14 protein-coding genes are annotated in these 13,133 nt (G+C 44.6%); 11 read left to right on the top strand and 3 right to left on the bottom strand.

Translation table 11 applies throughout. The features are described from left to right. Positions 1–134 precede the first annotated feature (134 nt). Together FM037_RS22425 and FM037_RS22420 are read right to left on the bottom strand one after the other, a co-directional pair. Complete coding sequence (locus FM037_RS22425; protein WP_144047829.1) at positions 135–1,715, bottom strand: arylsulfatase; 1,581 nt, start codon at positions 1,713–1,715, stop codon at positions 135–137. Between the two features lie 25 nt (positions 1,716–1,740). Further along, complete coding sequence (locus FM037_RS22420) at positions 1,741–3,480, bottom strand: N-acyl-D-amino-acid deacylase family protein (RefSeq protein WP_144047828.1); 1,740 nt, start codon at positions 3,478–3,480, stop codon at positions 1,741–1,743. Between the two features lie 163 nt (positions 3,481–3,643). Here FM037_RS22420 and FM037_RS22415 point away from each other — a divergent pair, with 163 nt between their 5' ends. After that, on the top strand, positions 3,644–4,657 hold the full coding sequence (locus FM037_RS22415; RefSeq protein WP_144047827.1) for an AraC family transcriptional regulator: 1,014 nt from the start codon (positions 3,644–3,646) through the stop codon (positions 4,655–4,657). 17 nt (positions 4,658–4,674) lie between these two features. On the opposite strand, the gene FM037_RS28650 is transcribed toward FM037_RS22415, so the two are convergent. Continuing rightward, positions 4,675–4,848 carry a hypothetical protein gene (locus tag FM037_RS28650; RefSeq protein WP_185976885.1) on the bottom strand — a complete coding sequence of 58 codons (174 nt, stop codon included), beginning with the start codon at positions 4,846–4,848 and terminating at the stop codon, positions 4,675–4,677. A 208-nt stretch (positions 4,849–5,056) separates the two neighbouring features. On the opposite strand from FM037_RS28650, the gene FM037_RS22410 reads away from it, so the two are divergent. The 10 genes from FM037_RS22410 (at position 5,057) to vgrG (ending at position 13,128) form a co-directional block, all read left to right on the top strand. Further along, positions 5,057–5,851: a CLCA_X family protein gene (locus FM037_RS22410; protein ID WP_144047826.1), complete on the top strand. Its 795-nt coding sequence runs from the start codon at positions 5,057–5,059 to the stop codon at positions 5,849–5,851. A 528-nt stretch (positions 5,852–6,379) separates the two neighbouring features. Further along, positions 6,380–6,964 carry a DUF4255 domain-containing protein gene (locus FM037_RS22405; RefSeq protein WP_144047825.1) on the top strand — a complete coding sequence of 195 codons (585 nt, stop codon included), beginning with the start codon at positions 6,380–6,382 and terminating at the stop codon, positions 6,962–6,964. An 11-nt stretch (positions 6,965–6,975) separates the two neighbouring features. Beyond that, positions 6,976–7,845, top strand: a complete 870-nt coding sequence (locus tag FM037_RS22400) for a hypothetical protein (protein ID WP_144047824.1) — start codon at positions 6,976–6,978, stop codon at positions 7,843–7,845. Between the two features lie 17 nt (positions 7,846–7,862). Further along, complete coding sequence (locus FM037_RS22395) at positions 7,863–8,954, top strand: phage tail sheath family protein (protein ID WP_229380986.1); 1,092 nt, start codon at positions 7,863–7,865, stop codon at positions 8,952–8,954. Continuing rightward, on the top strand, positions 8,951–9,415 hold the full coding sequence (locus tag FM037_RS29750; protein WP_229380985.1) for a phage tail sheath C-terminal domain-containing protein: 465 nt from the start codon (positions 8,951–8,953) through the stop codon (positions 9,413–9,415). The genes FM037_RS22395 and FM037_RS29750 overlap by 4 nt, the downstream gene beginning before the upstream one ends. A 48-nt stretch (positions 9,416–9,463) precedes the next feature. Further along, on the top strand, positions 9,464–9,937 hold the full coding sequence (locus FM037_RS22390; RefSeq protein ID WP_144047823.1) for a phage tail protein: 474 nt from the start codon (positions 9,464–9,466) through the stop codon (positions 9,935–9,937). Between the two features lie 78 nt (positions 9,938–10,015). After that, positions 10,016–10,489 (top strand): phage tail protein, encoded by a 474-nt coding sequence (locus tag FM037_RS22385; RefSeq protein WP_144047822.1) that lies wholly within the window; start codon positions 10,016–10,018, stop codon positions 10,487–10,489. A gap of 3 nt (positions 10,490–10,492) precedes the next feature. Further along, a complete protein-coding gene (locus FM037_RS28645; protein ID WP_185976884.1) occupies positions 10,493–10,663 on the top strand; it encodes a DUF5908 family protein in 171 nt (56 codons plus the stop codon). 8 nt (positions 10,664–10,671) lie between these two features. After that, positions 10,672–11,313, top strand: a complete 642-nt coding sequence (locus tag FM037_RS22380) for a CIS tube protein (protein WP_144047821.1) — start codon at positions 10,672–10,674, stop codon at positions 11,311–11,313. 24 nt (positions 11,314–11,337) lie between these two features. Next, positions 11,338–13,128: a type VI secretion system tip protein VgrG gene (vgrG, locus tag FM037_RS22375; protein WP_144047820.1), complete on the top strand. Its 1,791-nt coding sequence runs from the start codon at positions 11,338–11,340 to the stop codon at positions 13,126–13,128. Positions 13,129–13,133 lie beyond the last annotated feature (5 nt).

Genomic DNA, 13,133 nt, shown 5'->3' with positions numbered 1-13,133 from the left:
TTTTCTGCGCAATATTATGCCATATTTTGACCGTTATTTACAGTTGAGATGCGCTCGACTTGAAACAAACAGTGGCGCAATCGGGCGACTGCGGACCACTGCTTGTTTTCGCTTAGGCTTATGAGCTTGCTTAACTACTGCTTCCCTTGCTTGGATACCTTGAGGATGTCTTCCATGTCGATATCTACGGTAAAGCTGCCGACGACCTGACGAGGTGGAAAATCTTTGAAGCTGGCCATCATCTGTTTCACCTTTATTTGTGCCGGTATCACCAGAAAGGCGCGCTTGTACCACCAGTTATCATAACCAAAGCCCTGGTCGCCTTTCTCATAGGGATCGACCGCCAAGTCGAACAATTTAGGCACCCGCAGCGTCGTTTGTGCCTGGGTCCACACCGCTATGCCCTTGTTCTCCTGTATTTTGAAATGAAACTTCCAACGACCGTCGCGCATCGCCAGCAACTCGCCGTCATCAGACCAATAGAAGAATGAATTACGGGCACTCTTATCTGATTGTTTCGTCAGATAATCCACCTGATTATAACCATCCAGATGGTTGCGATAACTCTTGCCATTACTGGATTTATATCCGGTTAATAGCTCTTTTTTGATCTTATTGTTACCCGCGATACTGACTAATGTGGGAAACCAGTCAGCCGACGAGATGATGCCGTTGAACTTAGAGCCAGGCTTTATATGGTCAGGCCATTTTATCAGCGCGGGTACCCGGAATCCGCCTTCCCATGCAGTGGCTTTCTCGCCGCGAAAAGGGCTGGTGGCCGCGTCGGGCCAGGTGGCATTCATCGGGCCATTATCTGTGGTGTAGATGACGATAGTATTGTCATCGATATCCAGCTGCTTAAGCTTATCCAGTAGGTTTCCTATGTGATTATCATGTTCCACCATGCCGTCGGCATAATCGCCTAATCCTGTGACGCCGGAATGCTCCTTACTCACATGGGTATAGTTGTGCATGCGGGTGGTGTTGTACCAGAGGAAGAAGGGTTTGTCTTCGGCGACTTTTCGCGTCATAAAATCATTGGCAGCGTCTAAGGTTTCATCGTCTATGGTCTCCATGCGCTTACTGGTCAAGGCGCCAGTGTCTTCGACGCGTGCCCCTTGTTTAGATGACAGCAGCCCAGAGCTCTCATGGCTGGTATCGGCGGTGGACTTGATGACACCTCTGGGACCGAAGCGCTGTTTAAAAGCCGCACTCTTGGGGTAATCCGGATTCTCGGGCTCCTCCTCGGCGTTAAGATGATAGAGGTTGCCGAGAAACTCATCGAAGCCATGCTCTGTTGGCAACATGGTATCTCTGTCTCCCAGATGGTTCTTACCAAATTGGCCGGTGGCATAGCCGAGATCTTTCAGGGCCTGAGCCATGGTGATGTCTTGGGGCTGAATGCCTTGTGGAGCGCCGGGAAGACCGACCTTACTCAGGCCGGTTCGTACCGGCATCTGCCCTGTGATAAACACCGAGCGCCCGGCGGTGCAGGACTGCTCGGCATAGTAAGAGGTCAGTAGGGCGCCCTCATTGGCTATGCTGTCGATATTTGGTGTCTGGTAGCCCAGCATGCCGTTGTTGTAGGCGGAGATATTGCCATAGCCGATATCGTCACCGAAGATAACGACTATGTTGGGCTGCTCGGCCGCGAACACGAGTCCGCAGTTGAGCAGGGCTAGGCTAGCTAAGAGTCTGTTGATTATTTTTATCATTATTATGTCCATTTAAAGTCGATTGCTAATGGGCCGGTATATAGGTGCCGTAGCCCATTTTCTTGCCTAGTTCTGGGACTATTTCGTCATTCTCGAAGGCAAGCTTGCCGTTGATAAATACCTGCTCAACTAGACCTGGATTGCGGTTGACCAGACGTTGCAGATCGAAGTTTTCCATCTCAGCCCAGCTGACTTGCTCGAGGTTTTGCTTAAACTCTTCAGGGTTGATGATGACGACATCGGCGCGATCCCCTTGCTGGATCCTGCCCGCATCTATGCTGAACCACTCAGCCTGATCCCCTGTCATACGCCAGACGGCTTTCTCCATCGTCATCATGGCATCGCCTTCGTCTATGGACTCGCTCACGAGCTTGAGCATGCGAAGTGGCAAGTTATAGAAGGCCATATTACGAATATGCGCCCCGGCATCGCTGAAGGTGATAAGGGATTTTTTATCTTTGACCATCTTCTTCAGCACGTGCTTTCTGTGGTTGGCGACTGTGGTGTACCAGCGCAGGTCGGTGCCGTATTGCACCACCAGATCCAGGAAGAGATCCACCACATGTATGCTTCTGTGCTTAGCCACTTCGGCGAAGTTTTTACCTACGATGGACTCGTCGGGGCAGGCGAGGATAATGGCATCACCGAAGTCTCTCTGCCACACTCTTGGGCTGAGTTTCTCACCATAAAACTTTCTGAAATCACGGCGATATGTCTCATCTTGCAGCAGCTTGTTACGCTCTATCTTATCTTTCAGATCCAGCGCTAGCTCGCCGGCACCGAACTCCTCGAAAAACACTACATCTATGCCGTCGGCATACACGGTGAACGGGGTGGGTAGAACCTGCCAGCGAAAATCGCCGTTGAAGAAGTTGGTGACGCGGGCGGCCAGGTTAGTGATCTTGCTCAGATAGACGCTGCCCTTGAGATCCATGCGGCTGATTAAGGTGGTCTTGAGGCGCTTTTGGAAGATACCCACACACTCACGCATGTACTGATTTATTTGCAAGATGGCGGCGGCATTAGGTGCGCCTTGATGCACTCGGTCGTACTTGCGCACTAATTTGTTGAGGCGGGAGACCTCTTTCCATTTCGAATAGGTGCTGGGCAGGCTCTTGGACCACTCGCGGTTGCCATCTAGCTTGTCCCACTTTAAGCACATGGTGGATAGACCGAGAAAACCTATCTCTAAAGATTCCTGCAGCAGGCTTTCCATCTTTATCATCTCGGCTTCGGTGGGGACGACGCGAATATCTGTGGAGCGGCTCAAGCCCATCACGCCTACGCGCATGTCGCTGTGGCCCAGCATGCTGACGACGTTCGGTCCCAGGGGATGGGTCTTGATGTATTCGACCCATTGCTTAGGTGTATTCCAGGTCTTGTGCTTCTTGAGAATTGGCAGGACCTTCTCACGGGGCACGGTTTCGACTCGGGTGAATATATCGGAGGCGTCTTCATATTCGCTGCAGATCATGCTCAATGAGCAGCTACCCACCAAGACTGTGGTCACGCCGTGACGAACCGACTCCGAGAGGCTGGGGCTGACGATCAGCTCGGCATCATAATGGGTGTGGGTATCGATGAAACCTGGCATAACCCATTTTTCACGGGCATCTATGATGTGCTCACAACCTGTCTCGTCTATTGGCGAGCTAGAGACTAGGGCTATCTTGCCTTGTTTGATTGCGATATTTTGAATAGAAGATGATGCGCCGGTTCCATCAAAATATCGGCCACCCTTGATAATCGTATCGTATGCTGACATGCGTAACTCCGATGTTATTAATTATTGTTATCGAATCGATTCAATTAGGTTAAGGCTTGTCTAAATTTCATTCTTGTCATTTGGTGACAAATTAGTCACTATTTAACCACCGACATTTTGAGCCGATCCTTTGAGTAGATACTTTGAATAGAGAAAGCCAGTTATGAAACAACACTATCTGATCCGCAGTGGCTCCTTGTCCGGCTTCGATGCTCTGGTTTCTGAGCTGGGAGGCGACAGCTCAGACCTCTTGTCTCGGTGTGGCTTAACTAGAGATGATTTTAGCAATCCAGATACTCTGATCGCCTTCGCTGGCATGATCAACTTACTCGAGCTAGCCGCCGAGCAACTCGACTGTAAGGATTTCGGTTTGAGGTTGGCCGCTATGCAGGGCGTCGAAGTGTTAGGCCCTGTGGGCATGCTGATGCTGAGCAGTCAAACGGTAAGGGAGGCATTGGCCAATGCTCAAAGATACATGGCGGTGCACAGCCATGGTGAATATTGGATGGTCAGGGAGATTAATCAGACCGCACTGATAGAGCGCTATCAGGTCTTTCAAGACATAAGCCATGCTAAGCAATATAAGGAGTTGTCCTTCGGTGTCTGCTTACGCCTGATTAAGGCGCTTATCGGCAGCCAGACTAAGGTTGAGCGATTGGAGTTTGCTCACGCGCCTATCTCAGACAATGCGGTTTACCGGAAATACTTCGAGTGCCAGGTGGTTTTTAATCAGGAAAATGATCGGCTAATCTTAGATAGCGCCTATCTATCGCAAGATATCCAACTTATCTCTCAAGAGGATAAACATCTGATTGAGATGTATCTCAAGTCACTTATCGATCAGTTTGGCGATGATATCGAGAGAAAAGTCAAAACTTTGATATTACAGACCATGGGGATAAGAGAGTCTAATATCGAGGATATCGCCTTGCTGTTAAACATGAATAAGCGCACCCTGCAGAGAAGGTTAAAGGATAGGGGACTGACATTTAAGCAGGTGCTTATTGATGTGCGCATTAGCACCGCATGTTGGCATCTTGAGTCCAGTAATATCGACATCACCTTGTTGTCTGAGGTGCTTGGTTTTGCTGATGTCAGTGCGTTTTCTAAGTCGTTTAGAAATACCATGAAAAGCTCGCCGTTGCAGTGGCGCAAGGCGAGTAATGGGAAGCTTTAATGATTCAGAGCTAAAAGCTAAGAGTCGGCTCTAGCCTTACCGACGAGTCCGGAACAGAAACTGACAAAGTGTTTATCGGCGAGTTTTCCCAGGTTGACCATGATGACTAATCCAATGGTCATTGCCATAAACATCGTACCCATCATAGGCCAGTGAATAGTCCCAGATAGTGCTACGATTACTGTGCTCATTACAAGTATTGCCGCCCACAAAATTACCAGTCTCATCGCTGTATCTACCTTAATTATCAGTGTCTTAAAATTCATGGGTAGAATAGCTTACAGGGGCTGAACGTTTACTGAACGCCGTACCTGAAAAGAATGCAGCACTCATATCAATTGATATGAGGTTTAAACTAATAAGGTATAATGTGGCTAATTGCAGCGAGTGGAATAGTGAGTGCTAAAGGGTAAAACATACAAGCGAGTCGGCCCTGATTATCGTTTCGACGAACAGGTGAGCTTTCACGATATCAAAGAGACCTTTGGCCTGAATCATATACGTATAGGCAGCTGGGTCGAGGAAGAGGAGAAGCACAAGGCGGCTAACCTTATCTTCGACTCCTTAGCCGATTTAGCTTTTATATTGAAACTGCCTCCGATTGCTATCGGGCTCAGGCAAACACTTAACCTTGCCTTCGGCAGCGGTGGTCAGCAGGGCGTCCAGGCTCATTATATGCCAGCGGGTCGTGAACTGGCTCTGGCTAAAAATGCAGGAGCAGGGGCGTTAGCCCATGAGTTTTGGCATGCATATGATCATTACATCGCCTCTAAAGCATTTAAGATCCCTTCCAACAACAGAGGTGCTCGTGGTGCCTCTTTCGCCAGCAGTTGTTGGTTGGCCGATGTCACATCGATAAAGCATCCGTTAAATCAACGACTCGAGCGGGTATTTGCGACGACTTTTTTGAGCCATGACGGCCTGGACAGTCATGAGTATATCGACCGAGCAGTAGCGTTAGATAACCAATATGGGCGACTGTATTTATCTACCCCCACCGAGTTGATGGCGCGGGCATTTGAAGCCTGTATCGAGTCCTATCCGGAGATCAGTAACCCTTATTTAGTCTATGAGACCTTGAAGTCGCAACTTGCAACGGCTGGTGGCTATCCAGATCTTGAGCATCGACAGCAGATCTTCAATGCGTTAATCGCCTATTTTGAACCGTTGGGAATAGCATTGACGAAAAAATAAAAATGTTGTTAGTGTTGGAAAATTCTTAGATTCGAGGCTTGAACATTAATGTCCGTATCATACTTAAGTTGGTTTGCTTCAATCACTTCAGACTCCTCCTAAAGACTCATATCATGTTCCCTTTATAAAGTTTCATATCTCATTGTAAAAAATATTAAATAAAAACCCTATGCGTTCGACATCGGTAAGGGGGGCGATGATTTTTGTCGTTATTAGTTCCTAATGTAACGGGTATCACCACATTTTTTACGCTGTTAATACTTACAGCAGGAGGGTGTGTAAGTCTTAAGGTTATATTGAGTGGTAATAAAGTCTACAAATTAATGATGGGAAGGTGATGGAAAAATGATTTTGTCGATAAACTTATAGACTATGTTGTTTTTAAACGTGTTTGTGCTAGTTTTTTATTCTGCGTTTGCCACTTATCGTAGCTTTATAATTACTGTGTGTATTTATTTTTTGTGGCGAAAGTATTTATTGAAATTAGAACTTGTGGTTGTGTTTATGCTATAGGGTTAGGGGAGTGAAATGATACTTTCTGTCATGAATCATATATCTTTAAAGTTAAATCAGTTTCTTAAAAATAAGTTTGAGTTAGTCGAAGATGTAGTCGTTGTGTCTAATCTTGTTGACCATGACGGTGCAATATCTGCCAATGTAAATAACCGTGTGGTTATTTTCTTGACCAATATCGAGCGTGAAACGGCCGCAAAAACTCACTATATGTCGTCAGGTGTAGGCAGTGACTTTACGCAGCATCAACCAGTACATCTCAATTTATACTTGATGGTTTGTGCCAATTTTAGTGGCGCTAATTACAATGAATCGTTGAAATTCATCTCGAGTGTTGTCGGCTACTTTCAACAACAGCCTGTGTTTAATCATCAAAATTCGCCTGACCTTGATAGAAACATAGATAAAATCGTTCTCGATATCGAAAATGTTAAAAATCATGACTTAAGTAACATGTGGGGGATGTTTGGGGCTAAATATTTACCTTCAATTCTGTATAAAGTCAGAATGATAACGATTGATAATAAGGCGGTCATTTCCAGAGTATCTAAGACGTCATCGGTAAACGTATCTGTAAAATCAGAGAGTGAGCCACTGTGACTGGGTTTCGAGTGCTGTTTTCCGTGGTCATACATCATGATTTTTTTGAGTCAGGATTCTGTAATGACATTAATGTAGAGCCAAGCCGAGCCACTCTTGCTCAAGCTAAAAATAGTGGCATCATATTTAAACCATGTTTAGGTGGTTTATTGGTGTTATGTGATTCAGAAAAGATTCCCATACTACTACTTTATATTGAAGATGAAGGTTTAATATTTGATTTTTATATAACGAGTAGCACTCCTTATTTGAGTACTTACTCTTCTATCCCCTTATTGAAAGATAAAGGGTTATTGTGGCTGAAACATGATCCGAACCAAGGTGATAATGTGGTTAATGGTATTGATAAATATCAGCTGCATAGCTCGGACTGGATATCCGATGCTGATTATTATTCAAAGGATAAAATTACTGCTTATTTTGAACTTGAAGCACTAGGCTTTTCTTCTCAAGCATTTATGTTCATCTCTATAAAACTTAATGAACAGGAGTTAAATTCACTCACTGCTGACGATGTTGACTCTTCAGGTTTTGTTGTTTTCTTTGCTGCTATAAATAATAAAAGCTCTTTTTGGGAGTATAGATTACATGGCAATAATATAAAAAATAGCTTAGAGATTAGTGACCGGGATAAAGGCATAGAATTTAACTTTATCAGCAATGAACTGTTGAGTGATGGCCGTAATATTACTGTGTTTAGAAGTAATGCAGAAATAAAATTAAAAGAATTTAGTGAATGTTATTTCCAACTTATCGATAAGCGAACCAATGGGCACCGAGTATTAATCAAGCGGTTACCAGTGGCTCATTTTAACCATGGGTACCAAGAGGTTGTAGACACTAAGTTGACGCAAGTCTCTGAAATTTTTGTCAATTTTTAACTTTAAAGGAATAGATTATGGGCGTGATGAAAACACCTGGTGTGTATATTGTTGAGAAAAATGCATTTCCAAACTCGGTGGTTGAGGTTGCCACTGCTGTGCCAGCCTTCATCGGTTATACCGAAAAGGCGGAAAATGGTGGGAAAAGCTTACTAAACAAGCCGTGGAGAATCACTTCTATGGCCGAATTTCGCAGTTATTATGGCGATGCACCGATACCAGAATTCGAGATCGCAGAAAAAGCAGAAGATTCAACCGAAGACGCGGCATTTATTATCGGTGGAAAAGAGTATACCGCGGATCAATCTAACACTAAATATTTGCTCTATTTCAGCATGATGTTGTTTTTTCAAAATGGTGGTGGACCTTGTTATATCGTCTCTGTTGGTAAGTACAATAATGATGTTGAGGCCGCTAAACTATCGGCTGGTATAACTCCTTTAATTAAGGAGCAGGAACCCACTATGGTGGTGATTCCTGAGGCGATGTTGTTAGCTGAAGATGACTGCATAAGTGTTCAGCAAGCCGCTTTAGCCCACTGCGGCGGAGTCATGAGAAATCGTGTCACTATCTTAGATGTATGGAATGGCTTTAAAGATAGACAAGATCCAGATGGTGATTGTATCGATAACTTCCGCTCTAAATTAGGCATCAACTACCTTGATTATTCAGCCGCTTACTACCCTTGGTTAAATACCACTATCGTTCAGGATAGTGACCTCAGCTATGCAAATATTTCAAACATTGATGTACTGACAGAGCTGTTAAAACAAGAAGTTGCTACAGGTTTTACCGACCTTGATGGATTGAGTGATGATGATCTTGCCACGCCAGGTAATAAATTAAGAGCGGCAAAGAGAGATCAGATGCTAGCAGAGGTCGATACCATTGCTAGCGTTGATGGAGATGCACAAAAGAATCTGCTGCATAAAACGCTGATATCAATGAGCCTGATGTATGGCAACATTCTGTTAGATATCAAAGGTAAATTGAACCTGCTTCCTCCCTCATCTGCGATGGCGGGGATATACACCATGGTCGATAACGCACGTGGTGTATGGAAAGCCCCTGCTAATGTCAGTCTCAACGCGGTGATTTCCCCGCAGTGAACATTTCCCACGATGAGCAAGAAGACCTCAACGTTACCACCCAAGGCAAATCTATCAATGCGATACGCACATTTACTGGTGAAGGCACCTTAGTTTGGGGCGCCAGAACCTTAGATGGAAATAGCCTAGATTGGCGCTATGTCAGTGTGAGAAGAACGCTAATCATGCTGGAAGAGTCGATTCGTCTCGCTTCTAAAGCGTATGTATTTGAGCCCAATACGGCCAACACATGGGTCACCATGGATAGCATGATCACTAACTTTCTAACTGGCATTTGGAAGCGAGGAGGCTTGGCTGGTGCATCTCCTGCCGACGCGTTCAATGTCAGTGTTGGATTAGGAAGTACCATGACGAGTGAAGATATTTTAGAGGGGATACTCAGAATCACTGTGTTAGTGGCCGTGACTCGCCCTGCTGAATTTATTGAAATCACCTTCCAGCAACAGATGCAGAAGTCATAATCGCCGTAAATAGCTTCCAATTAAAGATGAAAGGTTAAGGAGAACGCAATGTCAGATGACGGTTCAAAACAGTCGGCCAATGTATGGCCAATGTCCAAGTTTTATTTTGAAGTTAAGTGGGCAGGTGGAGCAGGTGAAGGGATGGTTTCATCTTTTCAAGAGGTATCCGGGCTAGATGTTGAAGCCCAGGTGATTGAGTATCGTGCTGGTGATAATAAGGTTTTTTCAACCATCAAGATGCCGGGAATAGTCAAGTCAAGCAATGTCACTCTCAAGAAGGGGGTTTTTGCTAAAGATAATAAATTCTATGACTGGTACGCAAAGATCAAGATGAACACAGTTGCACGTACGGCTGTAACTATCAGTCTATTAGATGAAACAGGTTCTCCGACTATGGTCTGGACCCTTTCAAATGCTTGGCCAACAAAGATCACAGGTACAGACCTTAAGTCAGATGGTAATGAAGTTGCTGTTGAAACCATCGAGCTTGCTCATGAAGGGCTAGCAATAGCGAATAAGTAAGCATGATTGAACCAGCACCCGATCAATAAATCGATATGGAGTGCTGGTCGTTTTGAAAATAGGTAATGAGAGAAGGCTATGTCTGATGGCTCAAAGCAAGACAGTGCCATTTGGCCTGTACCTGCGTTCTACTTTAAGGTCGCATTTCACGGTGCTAAAAATGGCTCTGATACCTCATTTCAGGAGATTGGCGGTATAGGCTCTCAAATTGAGACTGAGGATTATGTAGAAGGGGGCGAAAATCGCTTTGTTTATCACCTACCCAAATCGGTAAAGCACAGTAACTTAACGCTGAAGCGAGGTCTGACTAAGCTGGACTCCTTCTTGATTAAGTGGTGTAAAACATTTTTTGATGGTGATTTTAAGCAAGCTCTCGAACCTAAGGATCTATCGGTTCATCTCTTAGGAGAAAAGGGCACTGTGATCCGTAGTTGGAACTTCTTTCAAGCCTACCCAGTAAATTGGAAGGTTGACAGTTTTCATTCGACTAAGAATGAGGTGGCAATTGAAGAGATTGAGTTGTGTTATCAGTATTCAAATAGGGTGATGTAATTTATGTCAGTAGAAGTTAAGCAGCTAGTGATTAAGTCACATGTGGTCAGCAGCGATAAAAGTGACCAGCTGGAGCTGGTTGATGAATCTGATTTACGTCAGCAGAAAGAACAATTGCTAAAAAGTTGTTTGGGGATGATCAAACGTAATCGTAGTGAAACTCGCGAGCGTTAGGGAGAACCATGGCTAAAAAACTCACTATTGAGACCGAAGATGGATCGACCAAGTTTGAGGTGATGTTGAATCCTTCAAACTTTAATCATAATTACACCATTAAGTATGATGATAATAAAAACAAGGCGTTAGGCACTTCTGCTAGTGAAACAAAGTTTGCTGGATATGATGTTGAGTCTATTGATTTTACAACGATTATTGACGGCACAGGGGTAATTAAAACCACAAAGGCTATCGATGTCAGTAAGCAGGTCAGTGGTCTTAAGAAAATTGTCTATGACTACATAGGCAATAAGCATGAACCCAACGTGGTGAATGTTATCTGGGGCACCCTTTATTTCGTGTGTCGCCTAACCAGTTTTAAAGTGGAATATGTACTTTTTAAGCCGGATGGAACACCGCTAAGAGCAAAGGTAAGCCTGGCATTTTCAGGTTTTATGACCAATAAAGAGGAGGCATTACAGTCAAAACGCTCCTCTCCGGATTTGACTCATGTGATTGAATTTAAATCGGGTGACACTCTGCCTTTGCTATGTCAGCAAGTCTATGAAGATGGCTCCTATTATATGCAAGTTGCAAGGTTCAACAATTTAGACAGCTTTAGGGTCATCAAGCCTGGGACTAAATTATTATTTCCTCCATTAAATTAACTGTAATCGACGGGGCATAGGTATATGGCAGCATCTCCTTTAAGCAACAGCGATGGCGTGATCAAATACAGTATTACCGCTGACGGAACAGCGTTAAAAGATAGCGTTAATGTGTTGATGATAGAGGTGATATCTGAAGTGAACCGAGTTCCTTCGGCACGTATTATCGTTAGCGATGGAGATATGCCAGGCAAAGATTTTCCACTGAGTACTGAGTCTTGTTTTAAACCTGGAACCAGCATTGAAATAAAGGCGGGATATGCCAGCAGTGAAACCCTGATCTTTAGTGGCTTAGTGATTGGAATGGGTATCTCTATTGGCATGAATAATGACTCGTCATTGGTGATCGAGTGCAAAGATAAGTGTGTGGCCATGACCATTGCACGCACCAGCGAAAATTACACGAGCAAAACCGATAGTCAGATCATCGAAGAGATTATCGGTAACTACTCTGGGCTTGAGAAGTCAGTCAGTGCTACATCATCACAATATAATGAACTTGTGCAATTTAATTGTACCGACTGGGACTTTGTACTCTCAAGGGCGGAAGCCAATGGTTATGTCATCTGTGTCGATGCTGGAAAGCTGACCATCGGTGAGCCCCAAGTGACAGGGACTGGTGAGTTAACGGTAACTTATGGAGAAGATCTTATTGATTTTTCGGCCGATCTCGATGCTAGATATCAGCTCAGTTCAGTTAGCGGTGTGTGCTGGGATCCCGCCACACAAAAGGTCCAGCAGGAGAAGGTTGAGGCACAAACTTTAAATAAGCAGGGGGATCTATCCAGTAGCGATCTCGCAGCCACTCTTTCTATTGATAATTTCCGTCTACAAACCTCTAACACTTTAGATTCTGCATCCTTAAAAGCTTGGGCCAAAGGTCAGCAGATAAAGTCAGCACTTGCACGCATTCAGGGAACAATGAAGTTTCAAGGCAGTGCAACAGCCAAAATCGGCAGTTTGATTGAGATTGCGGGAGTGGGGAGTCGTTTTAACGGCCTGGTCTACGTTAGCCGCGTTCACCATGAATTGGTTGATGGACAGTGGTTAACAGACATTGAATTCGGTATGTCGCCACATTGGTCTAGTGAGCATCGGGACATATCAGCACCGCCCGCAAGTGGATTATTACCGGCTGTTGAAGGACTTCAGATTGGTGTGGTAATGAAATTAGACGGTGATCCAAGTGGTCAAAATCGAATACAGGTGCAAGTGCCAGTATTGCAAGCATCTACAGAAGGCGTGTGGGCGCGGCTCGCAACCTTTTATGCATCTGAAGATATTGGTAATTTTTTCATCCCGGAAATTGGTGATGAAGTGGTGCTGGGTTATTTCAACAATAATCCCAGTGAACCTGTGATATTAGGCAGCTTATATAGCAGCAAGCGAAAGCCTGCTTACGATCTGACTGCTGAAAACAACATTAAGGCTATCATCACCAAGAGTAAGCTGAAAATTGAGTTTAATGAAGAAGATAAGGTGATCACTATCATCACACCAGGTGAGAATAAGGTGGTGATCAGTGATAAAGACAAGTCAATCGTCCTAGAAGATCAGAACAGTAATAAGCTTGAGCTGAATAGCAGCGGTATCACGTTAGACAGCCCTAAAGATATCAACATAACTGCTAAGGGCAAGATGACATTAAGCGCGGTAGGAGAGATGAGCTTAAGTTCAAATGCAGATTTAAAACTGGCGGGTTTAAACATTAACCAAACCGCTCAAGTTGGGTTTGTGGCAAAGGGGAGTGCGTCTGCAGAGTTGTCTGCTTCTGGGCAGACCACAATCAAAGGCGCCATGGTGATGATTAATTAAGGAGT

Origin of the sequence: Shewanella psychropiezotolerans (assembly GCF_007197555.1) — a bacterium.
Lineage (GTDB): Bacteria > Pseudomonadota > Gammaproteobacteria > Enterobacterales > Shewanellaceae > Shewanella > Shewanella psychropiezotolerans.
The sequence above is the reverse complement of the archived record's forward strand: the minus strand, read 5'-3'. Positions and strand labels throughout refer to the sequence as shown.

What these genes read in the sequence shown, in the direction of transcription:
- vgrG (WP_144047820.1), top strand. Translation starts at nt 11,338, where the DNA reads ATGGCAGCATCTCCTTTAAGCAACAGCGATGGCGTGATCAAATACAGT.
- FM037_RS22420 (WP_144047828.1), bottom strand. Translation starts at nt 3,480, where the DNA reads ATGTCAGCATACGATACGATTATCAAGGGTGGCCGATATTTTGATGGA.
- FM037_RS22415 (WP_144047827.1), top strand. Translation starts at nt 3,644, where the DNA reads ATGAAACAACACTATCTGATCCGCAGTGGCTCCTTGTCCGGCTTCGAT.
- FM037_RS22395 (WP_229380986.1), top strand. Translation starts at nt 7,863, where the DNA reads ATGGGCGTGATGAAAACACCTGGTGTGTATATTGTTGAGAAAAATGCA.
- FM037_RS22380 (WP_144047821.1), top strand. Translation starts at nt 10,672, where the DNA reads ATGGCTAAAAAACTCACTATTGAGACCGAAGATGGATCGACCAAGTTT.
- FM037_RS22390 (WP_144047823.1), top strand. Translation starts at nt 9,464, where the DNA reads ATGTCAGATGACGGTTCAAAACAGTCGGCCAATGTATGGCCAATGTCC.
- FM037_RS22385 (WP_144047822.1), top strand. Translation starts at nt 10,016, where the DNA reads ATGTCTGATGGCTCAAAGCAAGACAGTGCCATTTGGCCTGTACCTGCG.
- FM037_RS28650 (WP_185976885.1), bottom strand. Translation starts at nt 4,848, where the DNA reads ATGAGCACAGTAATCGTAGCACTATCTGGGACTATTCACTGGCCTATG.
- FM037_RS28645 (WP_185976884.1), top strand. Translation starts at nt 10,493, where the DNA reads ATGTCAGTAGAAGTTAAGCAGCTAGTGATTAAGTCACATGTGGTCAGC.
- FM037_RS22425 (WP_144047829.1), bottom strand. Translation starts at nt 1,715, where the DNA reads ATGATAAAAATAATCAACAGACTCTTAGCTAGCCTAGCCCTGCTCAAC.
- FM037_RS22405 (WP_144047825.1), top strand. Translation starts at nt 6,380, where the DNA reads ATGATACTTTCTGTCATGAATCATATATCTTTAAAGTTAAATCAGTTT.